This is a genomic window from Microbacterium sp. CFBP 13617, assembly GCF_014839445.1.
Taxonomy (GTDB): Bacteria; Actinomycetota; Actinomycetes; order Actinomycetales; family Microbacteriaceae; genus Microbacterium.
The window spans coordinates 324,784-343,820 of sequence record NZ_JACYNW010000004.1 but is presented as its reverse complement, the minus strand read 5'-3'; the positions used below and the strand labels follow the sequence as shown (position 1 = coordinate 343,820).

16 protein-coding genes are annotated in these 19,037 nt (G+C 70.1%); 9 read left to right on the top strand and 7 right to left on the bottom strand.

All coding sequences use genetic code 11. From position 1 onward, the window contains the following. Nucleotides 1–38: 38 nt before the first annotated feature. Complete coding sequence (locus IFU40_RS13475; RefSeq protein ID WP_055838308.1) at nt 39–329, bottom strand: hypothetical protein; 291 nt, start codon at nt 327–329, stop codon at nt 39–41. Nucleotides 330–443: 114 nt separating this feature from the next. On the opposite strand from IFU40_RS13475, the gene IFU40_RS13470 reads away from it, so the two are divergent. The 4 genes from IFU40_RS13470 to IFU40_RS13455 are packed head-to-tail and all read left to right on the top strand — an operon-like array spanning nt 444 to nt 4,802. Further along, complete coding sequence (locus tag IFU40_RS13470; protein WP_055838310.1) at nt 444–1,136, top strand: winged helix-turn-helix domain-containing protein; 693 nt, start codon at nt 444–446, stop codon at nt 1,134–1,136. 56 nt (nt 1,137–1,192) lie between these two features. Further along, a complete protein-coding gene (locus tag IFU40_RS13465) occupies nt 1,193–3,358 on the top strand; it encodes an RNA degradosome polyphosphate kinase (protein ID WP_055838313.1) in 2,166 nt (721 codons plus the stop codon). Beyond that, a complete protein-coding gene (locus IFU40_RS13460; protein WP_055838315.1) occupies nt 3,355–4,293 on the top strand; it encodes an NUDIX hydrolase in 939 nt (312 codons plus the stop codon). Before IFU40_RS13465 ends, IFU40_RS13460 begins: the two co-directional genes overlap by 4 nt. After that, nucleotides 4,290–4,802 (top strand): 4-phosphopantetheinyl transferase, encoded by a 513-nt coding sequence (locus tag IFU40_RS13455; RefSeq protein ID WP_191926650.1) that lies wholly within the window; start codon nt 4,290–4,292, stop codon nt 4,800–4,802. The genes IFU40_RS13460 and IFU40_RS13455 overlap by 4 nt, the downstream gene beginning before the upstream one ends. Nucleotides 4,803–4,979: 177 nt before the next feature. On the opposite strand, the gene IFU40_RS13450 is transcribed toward IFU40_RS13455, so the two are convergent. Continuing rightward, on the bottom strand, nt 4,980–6,278 hold the full coding sequence (locus IFU40_RS13450; protein WP_191926649.1) for a M1 family metallopeptidase: 1,299 nt from the start codon (nt 6,276–6,278) through the stop codon (nt 4,980–4,982). Further along, nucleotides 6,275–10,219 carry a Pls/PosA family non-ribosomal peptide synthetase gene (locus IFU40_RS13445; protein WP_342343532.1) on the bottom strand — a complete coding sequence of 1,315 codons (3,945 nt, stop codon included), beginning with the start codon at nt 10,217–10,219 and terminating at the stop codon, nt 6,275–6,277. The genes IFU40_RS13450 and IFU40_RS13445 overlap by 4 nt, the downstream gene beginning before the upstream one ends. Nucleotides 10,220–10,378: 159 nt before the next feature. On the opposite strand from IFU40_RS13445, the gene IFU40_RS13440 reads away from it, so the two are divergent. The 4 genes from IFU40_RS13440 (at nt 10,379) to pstB (ending at nt 14,568) form a co-directional block, all read left to right on the top strand. Next, nucleotides 10,379–11,506: a phosphate ABC transporter substrate-binding protein PstS gene (locus IFU40_RS13440; protein ID WP_055838330.1), complete on the top strand. Its 1,128-nt coding sequence runs from the start codon at nt 10,379–10,381 to the stop codon at nt 11,504–11,506. A gap of 156 nt (nt 11,507–11,662) precedes the next feature. After that, nucleotides 11,663–12,682 (top strand): phosphate ABC transporter permease subunit PstC, encoded by a 1,020-nt coding sequence (pstC, locus tag IFU40_RS13435; RefSeq protein ID WP_055938237.1) that lies wholly within the window; start codon nt 11,663–11,665, stop codon nt 12,680–12,682. Beyond that, nucleotides 12,679–13,770, top strand: a complete 1,092-nt coding sequence (pstA, locus tag IFU40_RS13430) for a phosphate ABC transporter permease PstA (RefSeq protein ID WP_055838335.1) — start codon at nt 12,679–12,681, stop codon at nt 13,768–13,770. Before pstC ends, pstA begins: the two co-directional genes overlap by 4 nt. Before the next feature lie 18 nt (nt 13,771–13,788). Next, nucleotides 13,789–14,568 (top strand): phosphate ABC transporter ATP-binding protein PstB, encoded by a 780-nt coding sequence (pstB, locus tag IFU40_RS13425; RefSeq protein ID WP_055838337.1) that lies wholly within the window; start codon nt 13,789–13,791, stop codon nt 14,566–14,568. Nucleotides 14,569–14,656: 88 nt separating this feature from the next. Here pstB and IFU40_RS13420 read toward each other — a convergent pair whose 3' ends face one another. From IFU40_RS13420 to sigK, 4 genes are all read right to left on the bottom strand, one after another. After that, a complete protein-coding gene (locus IFU40_RS13420) occupies nt 14,657–15,541 on the bottom strand; it encodes an aminodeoxychorismate lyase (RefSeq protein WP_055838340.1) in 885 nt (294 codons plus the stop codon). Nucleotides 15,542–15,868: 327 nt separating this feature from the next. Then, a complete protein-coding gene (locus tag IFU40_RS13415) occupies nt 15,869–16,507 on the bottom strand; it encodes a hypothetical protein (RefSeq protein ID WP_055838342.1) in 639 nt (212 codons plus the stop codon). 53 nt (nt 16,508–16,560) lie between these two features. After that, entirely contained in the window at nt 16,561–17,370 is an 810-nt protein-coding gene (locus IFU40_RS13410; protein WP_191926648.1) for an anti-sigma factor, read from the bottom strand. Beyond that, nucleotides 17,367–17,957, bottom strand: coding sequence for an ECF RNA polymerase sigma factor SigK (gene sigK, locus IFU40_RS13405; protein WP_249404226.1), 591 nt, complete (start codon nt 17,955–17,957; stop codon nt 17,367–17,369). The genes IFU40_RS13410 and sigK overlap by 4 nt, the downstream gene beginning before the upstream one ends. A gap of 317 nt (nt 17,958–18,274) precedes the next feature. Between sigK and IFU40_RS13400 the strand changes: the two genes are divergently transcribed. Continuing rightward, complete coding sequence (locus IFU40_RS13400) at nt 18,275–18,949, top strand: fasciclin domain-containing protein (protein WP_191926646.1); 675 nt, start codon at nt 18,275–18,277, stop codon at nt 18,947–18,949. Nucleotides 18,950–19,037 lie beyond the last annotated feature (88 nt).

Sequence of the window (19,037 nt, the reverse complement as noted above, 5' to 3'; positions counted from 1 at the left end):
CTATCCGGGAACCGCGCGCGGCGGATCGTCGGGAACCGTCATCCGTTGACGATGGATGCCAGACCGAAACCCGCCGTGACGATGCCCAGCACGAGCAGCGCGCCGAGGGCGCTCAGCGCCATGCGCTGGATGAACGCCTGCGAACGCCCGTACCAGAGCTGGATGGCGAAGGCGACGATCAGGCAACCACCGAGCGCGACGGTCACCCACTGCGCACGCCAGCCCTCGGGGGCGAACACCCCGATGGCCACTCCGGCGATCAGCGCGAGTACCCACACGGCGACGATGCCGCCGAAAGTCCGGCGCGGCGCGAGGTCGGGAGTCGACATGGATCCATCATCACCCAGGACGGGCCGAGAGCGCGAGCGCGGGCCGATGACGGCGCGCGGCGGCGCGTCACCCTAAGATGGGCGGGTGCGCGGCAGGTCGCGCGGGAGGTCCCTTTGGCACAGCTTCTGGTTCTGAGCTCCGCACCCGGCGGCGGAGCGGCCTTGCCTGCGCTCGAACTGCTGAGCCACCGCGTGCGCCAGATCCCCGCCGAGCCCGCTCAGTTGGTGAACGCGCCCAGCGCAGACGTCGTCTTCATCGACGCGCGCTTCGACCTCGTCGGCGCCAAGTCGCTGTGCAAGATCATCTCGACGACCGGCATGGAAGCCCCGCTCGTGCTGATCGTCACCGAGGGCGGTCTCACCGCCGTCTCGACCGACTGGGGCATCGACGACGTGGTGCTCGTCGGCGCCGGCCCCGCCGAGATCGACGCGCGCATCCGCTTGGCCATGGGGCGCCGTGCCGCCGACCAGGTGTCCACGCGCATCCAGACCTCGGGCATCTCGATCGACGAGTCCTCATACTCGGCCAAGGTGCACGGCAAACCGCTCGATCTGACCTACAAGGAGTTCCAGCTCCTGCACTTCTTCGCCACGCACCCCTCGCGGGTGTTCACGCGAGAGCAGTTGCTCAGCGAGGTCTGGGGCTACGACTACTTCGGCGGCACCCGCACGGTCGACGTGCACGTGCGACGACTGCGGGCGAAGCTCGGCGACCTCGAACAGCTAATCGGCACCGTCCGCAACGTCGGGTACCGCTTCAACGTGTACGAAGACGACCCGGCGCCCGCGGCATCCTCCCCCTCCTGACGACGCACGCACCTCGTGTTCACTCGCGTGTCACCGACCCCTGCCATGATGTGGGAATGATGGAACACGACGCGCTGGATGCCGGGCTCGGCGACGCCGACGACGACGACTTCGACGAGGCCGTCGAGGCCGCAGACGACCAGCTCCCCGATCACCGCTACCTCGATCGCGAGATCAGCTGGTTGTCGTTCAACCAGCGCGTCCTCGAACTGGCCGAAGACCCGATGGTCCCGGTGCTCGAACGGGCCAACTTCCTCGCCATCTTCGCCAGCAACCTCGACGAGTTCTTCATGGTGCGTGTCGCCGGCCTGAAGCGCCGCATCGTCACGGGCCTTGCCGTACCCACCAACGTGGGTCGCGCACCGCTCGACGTGCTCGCCGACATCTCGGCCGAAGCGCACCGCCTGCAGGAGCGCCACGCCGCCGCCTGGACCGAGAAGGTGCGCCCCGCGCTGGCCGAGGCCGGCATCGAGGTCGTGTCGTGGGACTCGCTCGACGAAGACACCGCCGCTCGACTGACCGAGTACTTCCAGCGCAACGTCTTTCCGGTGCTCATGCCGCTCGCCGTCGACCCGGCGCACCCGTTCCCCTACATCTCGGGCCTCTCGCTCAACCTCGCGATCCGCATCCGCAACGCGCGCACGGGCCGACAGGAGTTCGCGCGCCTGAAGGTGCCCCCGATGCTCCCCCGTTTCGTCGAGATCAGCGGTGGCCCCGGCGTGCGCTACCTGCCGCTCGAGGAGCTCATCTCGAACCACCTCGGCGATCTGTTCCCGGGGATGGAGGTGCTCGACCACCACGCGTTCCGTCTGACCCGCAACGAAGACATGACGATCGAAGAGGACGAGACCGAGAACCTCATCCAGGCGCTCGAGGCCGAGCTGCTGCGCCGGCGGTTCGGGCCGCCCATCCGCCTCGAGATCACCGAGGACATGGATGACGTGACCCGCTCGCTGCTGCTGAGCGAACTCGACATCACCGAGCAGGAGGTCTACCGCCTGCCCGGCGCCCTCGACCTGCGCGGACTGTTCGACCTGTCGCGCATCGATCGCCCCGACCTGCGCTACCCGCCCCACGTGCCCAAGACCGCGCTGGCCTTCCAGCCGGCGGAGCAGAACGGCCGCGCCGACCTGTTCGGCGCGATCCGCAAGGCCGACGTGCTCGTGCACCACCCCTACGAGTCGTTCGCCACGAGCGTGCAGGCCTTCCTCGAGCAGGCCGCCCGTGACCCGCACGTGCTCGCCATCAAGCAGACCCTGTACCGCACCTCGGGTGACAGCCCCATCGTGCAGGCGCTCATCGACGCCGCCGAAGCCGGCAAGCAGGTGCTCGCCCTCGTCGAGGTCAAGGCGCGTTTCGACGAGGCGAACAACATCGTCTGGGCACGCAAGCTCGAGAAGGCCGGCGTGCACGTCGTCTACGGCCTCGTAGGGCTGAAGACCCACTGCAAGCTCGCCCTCGTCATCCGAGAAGAAGAGGGGCGCCTGCGCCACTACAGCCACGTGGGCACGGGCAACTACAACCCGAAGACGAGCCGTATCTACGAAGACTTCGGCCTGTTCACCGTCGACGATCAGGTGGGTCGCGACCTGACCCGTCTGTTCAACGAGCTCAGCGGGTACGCGATCGAGAAGAAGTTCAAGCGCCTGCTCGTCGCCCCCCTGCACCTGCGCAAGGGTCTGCTGCGCCACATCGACAAAGAGCGTCGCAACGCCCTCGAGGGCAAGACCTCGGGCGTGCGGATCAAGGTCAACTCGATGGTCGATGAAGAGATCATCGACGCCCTGTACCGCGCCAGCCAGGCCGGGGTACCCGTGGATGTCTGGGTGCGCGGCATCTGCTCGATCAAGCCGGGGGTCGAGGGGATGAGCGAGAACATCACCGTGCGCTCCATCCTCGGTCGCTACCTGGAGCACTCGCGCATCTTCACGTTCGACAACGACGGCGACCCGCAGGTGTTCATCGGCAGCGCCGACATGATGCACCGCAACCTCGACCGCCGCGTCGAGGCCCTGGTGCGCGTGGTCGACCCCGCGCAGGTTCAGGAATTGATGACGCTGTTCAGCCTCGCGATGGACGACGGTACGAGCTCGTGGCACCTCGGCGCCGAGGGCGAGTGGGTGCGTCACAGCGTCGACGCCGACGGCGCGCCGCTGGTCGACCTGCAGGAGCACACGATGGCGCTCGTCCAGCGCAAGCGCCGCGCACGGTCGGCGCGGTGACCGAGACCGCGATCTATGCGGCCGGCGGCGTGGTGTGGCGCGTCGTCGACGGAAAGCTGCGCGTCCTGCTCATCCACCGCACCAAGTACCGCGACCTGACGCTACCCAAGGGCAAGGTCGATCCCGGCGAGACCCTCGCCGAGACGGCCGTGCGCGAGATCCGCGAAGAGACGGGCATCCGCGTGGCGCTCGGCGTGCCGGTCGGAGTGTCGCGGTACCGGATGCCGAGCTCGCGCACCAAGATCGTGCACTACTGGGCCGCCGAGGCCACCGATGCCGCCGTCCGCACCTCGACGTTCGTGCCGAACAAAGAGGTGGCGGCCGTCGAGTGGGTGAGCCTGAAGAAGGCGCGGAAGAACCTCAGCTACCCCGTCGACATCGAGATCCTCGACGAGTTCACGCGGTTGGTCGACGAGCAGGCGCTGCCCACGTTCCCCGTGATCGCCCTGCGCCATGCCAAGGCCCGCTCGCGCGAGGAATGGGAGGGCGAAGACAGCGATCGCCCCCTCACCACGCGGGGACGCCGACAGGCCGAGGCCATCGTCGGGCCGCTGCTCGCCTTCGGCGTGCGCCGGATCGTCTCGAGCCCCGCCGAGCGCTGCGTCCGCACGGTCACTCCCCTGTCGCACGCGCTTGGACAACGCATCCAGGTCAGCGGCGAGATCAGCCAGGACGCCTGGGAAGAGGGCCGTTCCGACGCGCGGACCGTCATCGGCGAGCGCGTGCGGGCGCGCAAGCCCGTCGTCCTCGCCAGCCACGGTCCCGTGCTGCCCGACATCCTGAACGAGATGGCACTGGCCACCGGCACCATGCGTGGGTCGTACCTGGGCAGTTCCTCGGCGCTCGAACCCGGCGGGTTCTCGGTCGTGCACATTCCGGTGGCGCACCCCGGTGCGGGCATCGTCGCCATCGAGACGCACGAGCCGCCGGTGTGACCCTGCCCCCCGACGTCCACGTCGCGTGGCGCGAGGTCCCGCCGGGCGCTGCGCGCCGCGAGGTGTCGCGGTCGTTGCTCGCCGAGCTGCTCCCGGGGGCAGACGTCGTGTCACGGTGCTCTGCGTGCGGCGGTGAACACGGGCGCGTGCGGGTCACGGGGGTCGAGGCCACGGCATCCGTCTCGTACGTGGAGGGGTGGGCGGTGGTGGCGACCTCATGCTCAGCGGGGTCGGTCGGTGTCGACGCGGTGCCCGCCGAAGCGACCGGCCTCGACAACGTCCTGCCAGGAGCGGATGCTCGCACCTGGGCGCGGGTGGAGGCGGTGCTGAAGGCCGACGGTCGCGGGCTCAGCGTCGACCCGACGCGCGTGCGGATCGAGCCCCGGGCGGATGACACCTGGGTCGGTCGAGTCGACGACGGCGCTCCGTACGACGGGTACGACGTGGCCGGCCCGCCGGGCGTCGTGGTCGCCGTCGCGGTGTCACTCGTGGCGTGTGCCGCTCGATAGCGGTGGCCGGGGGCGAGGCGGGCGCGACGCGTGATGAGCGGCGGGTGCGGGCGCGGCGGCGCGAGCGCGCGACGCGTGACGAGCGGAGGGCCAGGGACGAGCGGAGGACGCGGAGCGCTCAGGCCCCCTCCCTCCGCCCCTCGCCCTCCGCTCGCCCCGGCGACCGGGGCCGGAACCTCACACCCGCGACGGCAGAGCGGTGCGGTCGACCCACGCCGACAGCACCGCCGCGGCATCCGCTCCCCCGGCCCGAGCCACCGCGGCGCGGAAGTCGTCGGTCGTGACGAGTGCGTGGCGGTGGTCGGCGGTCCAGGCGCGCAGCAGATCGAAGAAGGCGACATCGCCCAGGGTCCGCCGCAGCGCGTGCAGCGTCAGCGCACCGCGTTTGTACACGCGGTCGTCGAACATGTCGTCGGGTCCGGGGTCGATCAGCAGCAGATCGCGCGGCTTGGCGGCGAGTCGGGCGTAGTGGTCGTCGACGCAGGTCTGCACCGAAGGACCGCCCGAGGCCTCGGACCACAGCCACTCGGCGTAGCAGGCGAAGCCCTCGTTCAGCCAGATGTCGCTCCACCGCGCGAGACCGACGCTGTTGCCGAACCACTGGTGGGCCAGTTCGTGCGCGATCAGGCGCTGTGCCGCGGGGACGAGGTGGTTCATGCCGAAGACAGCGAGCCCCTGCGCCTCGAGCGGGATCTCGAGCTCGTCGGCGGTGACGACGAGCGTGCACGCCTGCTGCGGGTACGGCCCGAACAGGCGGTCGAAGAGCCGCAGCATCTCGGGCACGGGGGCGAAGGCGCGGCCGACCGCGGCCGTCAGCGCCGGCGGAGCGCTGACGGTCACCGGCGGCACGACATCGGCGCCACTGCCCGCCAGGGGACGCGTGCGATACCGGCCCACGTGCACCGCCGCCAGGTAGGTGGCGGTGGGCACGTCGGAGGTGAACACGCGGGTGGTGCGACCGCCCCGGCGCATGCTCGCTCCCGCGACGCCGGTCGCGGCGACCTCGTAGCCGTCGTCGACCGTGATCTGCATGCGCATCGAGGCGCGGTTGTCGGGCCGGTCGTTGCACGGGAACCACGTCGGAGCCCCCGTGGGCTGGCCGGCGACCAGAGCGCCGTCGGTCAGTTCTTCCCACCCGACGGTCCCCCAGCGCGAGCGACGGGGCGCCGGCGTGCCGGCGTACGCGACCTCGACCTCGAACCGATCCCCCGGGGCGAGAGCGCGCGCGGGCGTCACGCGGATCGCGTGCGGCCCGGCCGTCACTCGGGCGGCGGCCCCGTCGACGCGCACGCGCGACGTGCGGAGCCCGACGAGGTCGAGGGCGAATGAGGTCACCGCAGTGCGGGCGACGGCGACGATGGTCGCGGTTCCCTCGAGCCGATTGGTGCGTACGCGATAGCCGAGGACGAGGTCGTACGACTGCACGTCGTACGAGGCGTCACCGCTCTGCGGGGCGTAGGAGTCGGTGGCGCTCACGTGGTCGACTGGTAGGCGCGGACCTTCACGGCACGCCACGGACCGATGGGGTTGCCGCTCCAGCGCGAGCCGACCGGAACGGTCTCACCGCGCATGACCAGCGAAGCCGGCCCCACGGTCGCGTGCGCACCAAGGGTGGAGGCGGGAAGGACCACGCTGTGCGGACCGAGGGTCGCCCCCGCTTCCAGCTCGACGGTATCCATACTCATGATTCGATCATGGAACAGATGCGTCTGCACCACGCATCCGCGGTTGACGGTTGACGCGGCGCCCAAAGTGACCAGGTCGGGTTCGGGCAGCCAGTAGCTCTCGCACCAGACGCCGGCACCGATCGTGGCGCCGAGGCTCCGCAGCCACACGGCGAGCGCGGGGGTTCCCATCGCCGCGCGCGCGAACCACGGGGCGGCGACCATCTCGGTGAAGGTGTCCGAGACCTCGGTACGCCACACGAAGCTCGACCAGAGGGGCTGTTCCCCCGCGCGGATGACGCCGACGATGGCCCACTTGGCCGCGGTCGAGACCCCGGCGGCGACCGCCCCCGCGGCCAGCATCACCAGGCCCGACAGCAGCAGCGTCCACACCGGCCCGACGCTCTGCCACAGCCCGGCGAGGGCGAAGATCACCCCGAGCCCGATGGCGCAGGTGACGACGACGGGGACGAAGCGCCCCAGTTCCCACAGCGTCCGCGCCAGGCGCAGACCCGACGTGGGGCGGTAGGTGCGCGACTCGTCGCCCGCGGCCGACAGGCGGCGCAGACGCACCGCGGGCGAGCCGAGCCACGACGAACCCGCCTTGGCCTTCATCGGCGCCGCCGACAGCACCGCGACCAATCCGTCGCGCGGCACGCGGTGCCCCGGCGCAGCCATGCCGGAGTTGCCGAGGAACGCGCGTTTGCCGATGCGCACCGGGCCGATCCGCAGCCATCCGGCGCGCAGCTCGTAGGACGCCACCATCGTGTCGTCGGCCAGGAACGCACCGTCTTCGATGCGGGTCATCGACGGGATCAGCAGAACGGTCGACGCCTCGACGTCGCGGCCCACCTCGGCGCCGAGCAGGCGCAGCCACACGGGGGTGAACAACGACGAGTACAGCGGGAAGAGGATGGTGCGGGCGGCATCCAGAAGTCGTTCGATGGTCCACGCCTGCCACGCGACGCGGCTGCGCACGGGGTGGGTCCCCTCGGTCAGCCCGATCGAGAGCAGCCGCACGAGCAGGACGACGGATGCCGCGAACACGAGGCCCGTGACGGCGACGGCCGGCACGAGCCAGACGAAGGCGCCGCCTGCGGCCCCGGCGAGCGAATCCGCGCCGCGCATGCCCTGGGCGACCACGAGCGCGCCCACGGTGAAGGCCGCGAGCGGCAGGAGCGCGAGCACGAGCGCCGACGCCGCGTACGCCCACAGCCAGCGGGTGGGCGCGGGCGGGCGCTCGGTCGGCCATCCCTTCGCCGTCCCGCCGACGCGCACGGCAGGCGAACCCGCCCACGACTGGTCGGCCTTGACGCGGCCGAACACCGCGGATCCGGGGGCGATCTCGGCTCGCCGGCCGATGCGGGTGCCCGGCGCGAGCGTGGAGCGCGCGCCCACCGTCGCCTCGGCACCGATGCGCACCTCGCCGATGCGCACGAGGTCGCCGTCGATCCAGTACCCGGTGAGGTCGACCTCGGGCTCGATCGATGCGCCGTCGCCGACGACGAGCATGCCCGTGACCGGCGGCAGCGCGTGCATGTCGACGTTCCGGCCGATCCGCGCGCCCAGAGCGCGGGCGTAGTACGACACCCAGGGGGCGCCGGCCAGACCCACGGCATCCACTTGGTCGGCGATCTGCTCGGCGAGCCACAGGCGGATGTGCACCCAGCCGCCCCGCGGGTGATCCCCGGGGCGTACGCCCGCCAGCAGCAGACGAGCGGATGCCACGGCGATCGCCATGCGTCCGAACGGCGTCGCGAAGATCAGCAGACCGACCACGAGCAGGGGCCAGGGCACCGATGGCAGCACGTCGAAGCCGGGGAGGAGCCGCAGCACGGCCGACGCGGTGAGCAGGTACAGCAGCCACCGCACGCCGGAAAGCACGAACAGCGGCGCGCCCAGCAGCGTCTGGGCCCACTGGGTCGTCCGCGGGGTGGGCTCGGCGCGGTGGAACTCCGCCGCGCCCTCGTCGACCAGCTGCGGACCGAGAGCCTTCGCCATCGCGCCCAGACGGGGAACGTCGTAGATGTCGGCGACCGAGAACTCCGGCACCCGCGTACGGATGCGCGAGACCAGCTGCGCGGCCGCGAGCGAACCGCCGCCGAGGTCGAAGAAGTCGGTCTTGCGCTCGGTGACGGCGACGCCGAGCACCGCCTGCCACTGCTCGGCGAGCCAGACCTCGTCGGCCGAGAAGTCGGTGGGCGCGGGGGCGTCGACGCCCGGGAGCGGCCAGGGCAGTGCCGCGCGGTCGACCTTGCCCGAGGTGCGCACCGGCAGCGCGTCGACGACGCCGAGCAGCGGGATGGTCGCCGCCGGCAGCCGCTCGGCGAGCGCGGCGCGCGCGGCGCCCCGGTCGAGGTCGACGCCTTCGTCCATGACCAGGTAGCCGACGAGCACAGGCACGCCGGCCTCGGTCGTGCGCACGGCGACCGTGGCGGCGCTCACGCCCGCCAGATCCTGCAGCGCCGACTCGACCTCCCCCAGCTCGATGCGTCGTCCGCCGACCTTGACCTGGTCGTCGGCGCGGCCCTGGAAGACCAGGCCTTCCGACTCGAACCGCACCAGGTCGCCCGAGCGGTAGGCACGATCCCACCCGAGCGTCGGCATGGGCGCGTACTTCTCGGCGTCCTTCGCGGGGTCGAGGTAGCGGGCGAGACCGACCCCGCCGATGATGAGCTCTCCGGTGCCCCCCTCGGGAACGGGGAGTCCTTCGGCGTCGACGACGGCCAACGCCCATCCGTCGAGCGGCAGACCGATGCGCACCGGCAGCGAGCCGTCGAGCGCGGCCGCGCACGCGACCACGGTGGCCTCGGTCGGCCCGTAGGTGTTCCACACCTCGCGACCGTCGGCGACCAGGCGGGCGGCGAGCTCGGGCGGGCAGGCCTCGCCGCCGAAGATCAGCAGGCGCACGTTCTCGATCGAGTCGGCGGGCCACATCGCCGCCAGCGTCGGCACGGTCGACACCACGGTGATGCCCTGGCGCAGCAGCCACGGCGCGAGGTCTTCGCCGGAGCGCACGAGCGAGCGCGGGGCCGGCACCAGGCACGCGCCGTGTCCCCAGGCGAGCCACATCTCCTCGCACGAGGCGTCGAAGGCGACCGACAGACCGGCCAGCACCCGGTCGCCCGGTCCCAGCGGCTCCTGCTGGAGGAACAGGCGCGCCTCGGCTTCGACGAATGCCGCCGCCGAACGGTGCGACACGGCGACGCCCTTGGGAACGCCCGTCGAACCCGAGGTGAAGATGATCCACGCGTCGTCGTCTACTCCGGGCGGGGCCACCACCGGCACGGCGTTCGTGCTGGGATGCGGCGCGTCGCCGTCGTACAGGCGCACGAGGTCGGCATCCGCGTCGTGGGAGACGAACTCCCCGGCGCCCACGACGATGCCGCGGACCCCGGCTTCGCCGAACACCAGGCGGGCGCGCTCGTCGGGATCATCGGCATCCACGGGCACGTAGGCGGCGCCGGCGGCCATGACCGCGAGGATCGAGACGTACAGCTCCTTCGAGCCCGACGGCATCCGCACCCCCACGCGGTCGCCGCGGCGCACACCCGCCGCGTGCAGGGCGCCGGCCGTGCGCCAGACGCGCGCGAGCAGCTCCCGGTAGCTCAGGGCGCCCGAGCCGTCGTCGATCGCCGAGGCCTCCGGATGCCGTGCGGCGACGTCCGAGAGCAGATCGATGAGGGTGCGCGCAGGAGCCGCGGCATCCCGTCGGTCCAGCGGAGCCTGTGCGGCGGAGGCAGAGTTCGTCACGGGGGTGAACAGTACAACCCCCAGGAAAACACCCCGGACGGGCCACACCGGTTCACCTCCCGTTCACCCGAGGGGCGCAGTCTCGTAAGAGTCGCTGTTTACCGTTCACGACGAACCCTGCACCGGGTTCCTGTTCCCGACATGCGAAGGATTCACACAGTGAAGCTCTCCCGAATCGCCCAGCTGGGCACCGTGGCCGCCGTGGCCTCTCTGACCCTCGCCGGCTGCGCCGGCCCCTCGAGCTCCGGCGGCGCCGCGGGCTCCTCGGAATCCCCCTCCTCCTCCGACGTGGCGTTCACGATCGACTCCTCGCTCTCGGGCACCATCACCGCCGGTGGCTCGAGCGCCCAGTCCAACGCGCAGGCCGCGTGGACCAGCGCCTACAACGCCCAGGCCAAGGGCGTCACGATCAACTACGACAAGTCGCAGGGCTCCGGCGGTGGCGTCACCAACTTCCTGAGCGGCGCGTACGACTTCGCCGGCTCCGACTCGCCGCTGAACGCCGACCAGACCTCGCAGTCGGTGGCGCTGTGCACCGAGGGCGGCGTGAACATCCCCGTCTACCTCGACGGCGTCGCGATGATCTTCAACATCCCCGGTGTCACCGAGCTGAAGCTCTCGGGCGAGACGATCGCCAAGATCTTCGCGCTGCAGATCACCGACTGGTCCGACCCGGCCATCACCGCCGACAACGGCACCGAGCTCCCCGCCGGCGCCATCACGACCGTCGCGCGTTCGGACGGCTCGGGCACCACGCAGAACTTCACCAACTACCTCGCCGCGACCCAGTCGTCGGTGTGGACCTACCCCGCGGGCAAGGACTGGCCGGTCGAGGGCAACGTGTCGAAGCAGAAGGGCGGCTCCGGCGTCGTCGAGGCCGTCAAGGCGGGCTCGGGCACCATCGGCTACGCCGACCACTCGGCCGTCGGCGACCTCAACTCGGCTGCCGTCATCCAGGACGGCACCGCCGTCGCCTACAGCCCCGAGGCCGTCACCGCGACGTTCGAGGCTGCGGCCGTCGACGCCAGCAACGGCATCGCGGGTGACCTGTCGAAGAAGTTCGACTACTCGAAGCTCACGGCCGAGACGTACCCCATCCCGCTGGTGTCGTACGCGATCACCTGCAGCACGTTCAAGGACGCCAAGCAGTCCGAGCTGGTCAAGTCGTACCTCGGCTTCGTCACGAGCTCGCTCGGCCAGCAGGTCGCGGCCAAGAACGCCGGCTCCGCACCGCTGCCGGACTCGGTCCTCGAGGCTGCCGCCGAGACCCTCTCGGCCATCAAGTAAACATCTGTCGGACTCGGCCCGGCTCGCACCTCTCGTGCGGGTCGGGCCGGGCTGATCGAAGCGATCGATCATCATCGAGCGTTTCGCTGAGCCGAATCCTCACAGAACACCCGACCGAGGAGCACCCCATGACCCGTGCCGAGCGTGAGGTCCCGCGTGACTGACACCGTCGCTGACACCGAGACCGCCCCGTCGTCCCCTCCGCCGCCTCGAGCGAGCATCGTCGGGAAGCGTCGCGTCGGCGACACGGTCTTCCTCGGTCTGTCGACCACGGCTGCCGTGTCGATCATGATCATCCTCGCGGGCGTCGCGATCTTCCTGATCCTGCGTGGGCTTCCGGCCATCACCGCCAACTGGACCGAGGGCGACCTCGCCGGGTACCAGAACGGCACGTGGACCAACTTCTGGGAGTACGTCGGCCCGCTGCTGTTCGGCAGCATCTGGGCGGCGCTCATCGCCATGGTGATCGGCACCCCGGTCGCCATCGGCATCGCGCTGTTCATCTCGCACTACGCGCCCCGCAAGATCGCCGGAGCCCTGGGCTACGTCGTCGACCTGCTCGCCGCGGTGCCCTCGATCGTCTTCGGACTGTGGGGCATCATCGTGATGCGCCCGCTGCTGCTGCCGGTGAGCCAGTTCCTCAACGAGTACCTCGGCTGGATCCCGTTGTTCCAGGGCCCCGTGTCGAGCACCGGCTCGACGATGTTCACCGGTGGAGTGGTGCTCGCGGTCATGATCCTCCCGATCGTCACCTCGATCACCCGTGAGATCTTCCTGCAGACCCCGCGCCTGCACGAAGAGGCCGCCCTCGCCCTCGGCGCGACGCGCTGGGAGATGATCCGCCTCGCGGTGTTCCCCTACGCCCGCAGCGGCATGGTCTCGGCCACCCTGCTCGGCCTCGGGCGCGCGCTGGGTGAGACCATGGCCATCGCGCTCATCATCTCGCCGAGCCTCATCTACTCGGTGCTGCTGCTGACCGACGGCTACAACTCGCAGACCATCGCCGCCAACATCGCCCTGAACTTCCCCATCGCGACCGACCTGCAGCGCTCCGCGCTGATCGGCACGGGCCTGATGCTGTTCGTCGTCTCGCTCGCGGTCAACATGTTCGCGCGCTACATCGTCGCCGCGACGGGCCCGGGGGCCAAGGGTCGCAAGAAGGGAAAGCGCTCGTGACCGCCTCCGTCACCCCCGCGGCCTCGACCCCCCTGGCGCTGACCAGCGGCCGGCTCCCGCGTTACATCGAGCCCGCGCTGCTCGCCGGTGTCGCCGTCGTCGTCGCCGCGATGCAGCTGCTCATGGGCGGCTTCAACATCGCGACCTGGCTGATCCTGACCGCCGTGCTGTACCTGATCGCCATCGGCGTCGGCTCCAGCATCGTCGAGAACCGCCGCAAAGCGGTCGACCGGGTCGTGCGCGGCCTCGTCACCGTGGCCTTCCTGCTCGCCGTGGCGCCGCTCATCTCGACCCTCTACACCGTGGTGTCGAAGGGCCTCGCGGTGGTCAACCTGCAGTTCATCACGCAGGTGGGAGGCACCGCCTTCGACCCGAACACCCTCGAGGTCGTCGCGACCCCCGGCGCCTGGCAGGCCGTCACCGGAACGCTGATCATCACGGGGATCGCGGCCCTCATCTCGGTGCCCATCGGCATCCTGGCCGCCGTCTACCTCGTCGAGTACGCACAGCCGAACAACCCGCTCCGCCGCGCGATCACGTTCCTCGTCGACGTCATGACGGGTATCCCCTCGATCGTCGCCGGTCTGTTCGCGTTCTCGCTGTTCAGCCTCGTCGTCGGTCCGAAGGCCTTCAGCGGGTTCTCGGCATCCATCGCCCTCTGCGTGCTGATGATCCCCATCGTCATCCGCTCCACCGAGGAGATGCTGCGTCTGGTGCCGGCCGATCTGCGCGAGGCGTCGCTCGCCCTGGGCGTGCCGCGCTCGGCCACGATCATCAAGGTCGTGCTGCGCACCGCCGCCAGCGGCATCATCACCGGTGTCGTGCTGGCCGTGGCCCGCGTGGTGGGTGAGACGGCGCCGATCTTCATCGCGGCGAGCTTCACCGACAACTTCAACGCCAACCCGTTCGACGGTCCCATGCAGACCCTCCCCGTCATGGCCTACACCGCCTACAGCTTCCCCGGCCAAGACATCGACGCCTCTCAGGCCCAGGCCTGGGGCGCGGCGTTCCTGCTGGTCGTCCTCGTCGTCATCTTCAACCTGATCGCCCGGATCGTCGCGGCCGTGTTCGCGCCGAAGGCGCGCTGAGCTAGGAAAGGCACTCCCGTGTCCAAGAGCATCGAGGTCCAGGACCTCAACGTCTACTACAGCGACTTCCTCGCGGTCGAGGGCGTCTCGATCGACATCGAGCCGCGTTCGGTCACCGCCTTCATCGGCCCCTCGGGCTGCGGCAAGTCCACATTCCTGCGCACCCTGAACCGCATGCACGAGGTGATCCCCGGCGGCCACGTCAAGGGCCGCGTGCTCATCGACGGCGACGACCTCTACGGTCCCGGTGTCGATCCCGTGCTCGTGCGTCGTCACGTCGGCATGGTGTTCCAGCGCCCCAACCCGTTCCCGACGATGTCGATCCGTGAGAACGTCCTGGCCGGCGCCAAGCTCAACGACAAGCGCATGTCGAAGAGCGACGCCGACGCCCTCGTCGAGAAGTCCCTGCAGGGCGCCAACCTGTGGAACGAGGTCAAGGACCGCCTCGAGAAGCCCGGCGGCGGACTCTCGGGTGGTCAGCAGCAGCGTCTGTGCATCGCCCGCGCGATCGCGGTCTCGCCCGACGTGCTGCTGATGGACGAGCCCTGCTCGGCGCTCGACCCCATCTCGACCTTCGCGATCGAGGAGCTCATCTCGGAGCTCAAGAACGAGTACACGATCGTCATCGTCACGCACAACATGCAGCAGGCGTCGCGCGTGAGCGACAAGACGGCGTTCTTCAACATCGCCGGAACCGGCAAGCCCGGCAAGCTCATCGAGTACAACGACACGTCGGCGATCTTCACCGCGCCCACCGTGCAGGCCACCGAGGACTACGTCTCCGGCCGCTTCGGGTAAGCGCCAGAACGACGAAGGCCCCGCTTCAGCGGGGCCTTCGTCGTTTCCGCGCCGGGGCGGGCCGGTCGCGCGGGCTGGGCGCGTGAGCTCAGTCGCGCGGGCTCAGCAGGTACGCGTTGAGGTCGGCGGTGAGCTCCCGGTCCACCGTCTTCGGACGACCGTCGACGGCCGACACGGGCGCGGCGAGACGCACGCTCGACAGCAGCCACGCGGCATCCGCATCTTCGAGGTCGTCGAGCAGGACGGTCTCGTACGAGGTCGAGAACCCCCGCGACTCCAGGTGCGAGAACAGGCTCAGCTGCGTCGTCCCGTGCAGGATGCCGGCCTGCGGCTCGGGGGTGACGAACCGGTCGCCCACGCGCAGCAGGACGGATGCCGTGGGCGCCTCGAGAACGACCCCGTCGTTCGTGACGAAGACGGCGTCGTCGGCGCCGCGGCGCTGGGCCTCGCGGATCGCGGCCATGTTCACCGCGTACGACAGGGTCTTGGCCCCCAGCAGCAACCACGGGGCACGGGCGGGGACGTCGGCCGGGTAGCCCCGGTCGAGGGTGGCGATGCGTACGCCGTCGCGTCGGGCGCGGACGTTGTCGGGGGCCGTGGCGAGGGTGATCCACGCGGTCGGCGACGCCCCGGATTCGACACCGCGGCTGAGGATGAGTTTGATGACGCTCTCGCCGGCGCCGGCCTCGGCGGCGACGCGCTCGATCGCGGCCCGCCACTGCGCCGGATTCGGCGTGGGAAGGTCGCACAGCCCCGCGGACCGGGCCAGACGTTCGAGGTGGGGCCCCACCTCTTGCGGGTGGCCGTCGACGACGCCGAGCGATTCGAAGACCCCGTCGCCCCGCTGCGCACTGAGCTCACCGAGCGGCAGCACGGGAGCGTTCGGATCCACCGTGTGCAGCGTGTCGGAGAAATCCTCCCGCTGATCGTCGGATGCCACGGGGTCGATCACGAGAGCGAAACGCCAAGCCATGCAGCGAGCCTAGGGCCGCCGAAGCGACACGCCCGGGGCTTGTCAACGGGTCGCGCGGAGGGAATGTCTTCGGCCGACCCTTGTTACACTCTTCTAGCCGGGCCGCAGTAACCCCGGGCTCCATCTTTTGCCGCTCTGAGCGGCCATGCGCCGAGAGGCGTTCTGCGGTCCGGCACTTATCTTTTCTGCGGCAGACGTCGCGTCGCAGGCTCGAGAGGCATTGCCCTCGTCTGCGCGGCACTCTTCTCGTCGTCCGGCGCCGGCGGAACGCGGGCGGCACCACGATCCACCGCCGCAGGCCCGACGGGTCGCGTCATCCGCTCCGACTCAGGCGAGCGCGTCGCGGCGCCAGAGCGCGGCGGAGGCCGACAGATCGTCGGCGTACGTCGCCAGGCGCAACGCGCGGGTGGTGAGCGCCGTCGCGCGCTCCGACTCGGTGTTCTCGTAGTCGTCGGCCAGGTGACTCGACCCCGACGCCTGCACACGGCAGAAGGCCGCCGCGCGATCCAGCGCTACGGCGAAGTCCCCCTCGAAGAGGCCTCGCAGGATCGTGTCGATCAGCTGCACGAGTTCTTCCGGTCCGGCGGGGGCCGGCGCACCCGCCACGACGGGGTCGACCGTGGCGATCTCGGTGCGTCCGCGCTCGTAGAGCAGGGCCGCCGTCGCGGCGTCATCGTGGATCATCAACTGCAACAGGTACAGGCGCCAGAGCGCACCGGGCAGCGACTTCGCCGGGGAACGCGACCACAGCTCCGCGATGTCGTCGATCCCGTTGTCGTCGGTGAAGGCGACCAGTCGCTCGACGACGTCGACGGTGGGGTCTGCCCGCACCCTCGACAGCAGGGCCTGCGCGGTGCTGTGCGCGACGCGCGACACCTCGGCGGGGTCCTCCGCCGCGAACAGGCGGTCGAACAGCTCAGCGGGCCGTCGCACGGGCTTGTGGAACTCGCGTGAGGAATCGCTCATCGTTCCAGGCTAGGGCGTCGACCCTCACCGTGGGCCGAGAGCGAGACCGGGGCTCAGGCTGTCGCGACGGCGACGACGGCGTCGGTGCTGGGCGTTCCGTCGGGCGAACCGCCCGCCGGCTCGACGGTGACGGCGATAACGTCGCCCTCGTGCATCTGACCCTCGAGGACGGCGGTCGCCGAGCCATCGGCATCCGGCTCGAAGGTGCCGGCGGCGATCGGGGTGCCCTCGCGCACGAACCACAGCTCGTACGTCTTGTCGGACGGAAGCGCGGGCATGCCGTCGGAGACCAGCACGCTGCGTCCGGTCGACGCCGACCAATGGGCGGTCGCGACGGTGCCGTCGGGCATGGTGGCCGTGGCCGAGCGGGCGTCGGGCGATCCCTCGATCTGCTCCAGGGCGACGACGGCTGCCGGGGGTGCCATCAGCTGCCCCACGGTCACGGCGCCGAAACCGAGCGCGAGCACGGCGGCGAACGACGCGGCCAGGGTGAACCACCGGCGTCGGCCCCACCCGGATGCCGAGGCGGAACCACCCGATACGGGCTCACGCTCCGCGGTGACCGGGGTGAGGCCCGCTGCGGCGAAGTCCTCGTCGTCGAGCGGGGCAGGGGTCGCCGCCGCCGGGGAATCGTCTTGGGGAAGCTCGGAGATGCGAGCGAACAGCGAGGCGCGTACCGAAGCGGGCGGCTCGACGGGCTCGATGGTGTCGCTGATTGCGGCCACGGCGTCGGCGGCCGATCGAACGTGGGAGTCCCAGTGCGGATTACCCGCCAGAGCCTCCTGGTACGCGCGCTCATCAGCTGCCGATAGCGCGTTCAGCGCGTGCCCGGCAGCGAGGTCGGCGAAGTCCCTCTCGTTCACTTGTCCACCCCCATTTCCATCCTCAAGCGTGACAATCCGTCGCGCATCCTCGTCTTGATCGTTCCGAGCGGCGCCCCGACGAGAGTAGCGATCTCACTCTGGCTGTATCCACCGAAGTAGGCCAGGGTGAGGGCTTCTTTCTGCGCTTCGGGAAGCGCCGCCAATGCATCGACGACGCGTCGCCCCTCGATCTTCATCTCGACTTTTTCAGAGACGTTGTCGTAGGCAACGTCCATATCGCGGAACCCCGCGCGTACGTCACGATCGGCACTGGATTGCGACGACCGCACGCGGTCCACCGCTCTCCGGTGGGCGATCGTGAGAACCCACGACCTTCCTTGGCCTCTATTCGGAGTGAACCGCGCGGCGGATTGCCAGATCTCGAGGAACACTTCCTGCAGCACCTCTTCGCTCTGCGAGCGGTCGACGAGCACGCGCAGGATGAGGCCGAAGGCACGAGCCGACAGGACGTCGTACAGCTCAGTGAAGGCGAGGCGGTCTCCCGTAGCGACGCGCTGCAGCAGCGCCCCGACCTGATCGACAGGCTCCGTCCCGTCGTCGGGAAGGTCGAAACCGTCGATCACCATGGCCTCCATCATTCCTTACGCATACAGAGACCCCGGTACGCGCGCGCGCGAGCCGCGCAGCTCGGCGGGGCCGGCCCGCCATCCTCGGGCCGATCGAACTCGGATCAAAAAGATTCTGAAGAATATTTACGAGCCTCTGACCTGGGCTTTTCCTCCCACCGGATGCCGAAATCCGACCTAGATCGCAACAATCCGCAATCCGATCCCCCGGGGGTCCCGAAGACCCTGTGTAAGCCGCTCCACGGTGAACCGCCCCTCGCACCGGGGTGTCCCTGACGGGTCGCAGACGCGATCCGAATGATTCTCGGAGGAATGTCATGCTCATCAACAAGAAGCCCGTCGTTGCTGGTCTCGCCCTCGTTCTGGGCTCGGCCTTCGCACTCACCGCCTGCTCCGGCGGCGCCACCACCTCGGGCGGTACCACCGAGGAGAGCATGGCTCCCTCGATGGCCGCCTCGCCCTCCGCTTCGGCATCGTCGTCGATGATGGACCCGGCCGCCAACCTCGTCGGTGCCGGCTGTGCCGACTACGCCGCCGCCGTTCCCTCGGGCTCCGGCTCGGTCGCCGGCATGGCTGCTGACCCGGTCGCGGTCGCCGCCTCGAACAACCCGCTGCTCACCACGCTCACCGCGGCGGTCAGCGGCCAGCTGAACCCCGACGTGAACCTGGTCGACACGCTCAACGGCAGCGAGTTCACCGTCTTCGCTCCGGTCGACGACGCGTTCGCCAAGATCGACGCCGCCACCATCGAGGGCCTGAAGACCGACTCGGCCACGCTGACCAAGATCCTCACGTACCACGTGGTCCCCGGCCAGATCACCCCCGACGAGATCGACGGCACCCACACCACGGTCGAGGGCCAGGATGTCACGGTCGCCGGTTCGGGCGACGCGATCACGGTCAACGGCTCGGCCAACGTCATCTGCGGTGGCGTCCAGACCGCCAACGCCACGGTGTACCTCATCGACTCGGTGCTGATGCCCCCGATGTAATTCTCGATTGCGCGGTCTCCCCGCACTCGATCGGTCGATCACCGACCGGATTAGACGGCGAGCGCCGGACCCCAGGCGAGGGGGTCCG

Excerpts from the sequence above, each read along its gene's own strand:
- IFU40_RS13475 (WP_055838308.1), bottom strand. The coding sequence starts at position 329 with ATGTCGACTCCCGACCTCGCGCCGCGCCGGACTTTCGGCGGCATCGTC.
- IFU40_RS13465 (WP_055838313.1), top strand. The coding sequence starts at position 1,193 with ATGATGGAACACGACGCGCTGGATGCCGGGCTCGGCGACGCCGACGAC.
- IFU40_RS13420 (WP_055838340.1), bottom strand. The coding sequence starts at position 15,541 with ATGGCTTGGCGTTTCGCTCTCGTGATCGACCCCGTGGCATCCGACGAT.
- IFU40_RS13415 (WP_055838342.1), bottom strand. The coding sequence starts at position 16,507 with ATGAGCGATTCCTCACGCGAGTTCCACAAGCCCGTGCGACGGCCCGCT.
- sigK (WP_249404226.1), bottom strand. The coding sequence starts at position 17,957 with ATGGTGATCGACGGTTTCGACCTTCCCGACGACGGGACGGAGCCTGTC.
- IFU40_RS13400 (WP_191926646.1), top strand. The coding sequence starts at position 18,275 with ATGCTCATCAACAAGAAGCCCGTCGTTGCTGGTCTCGCCCTCGTTCTG.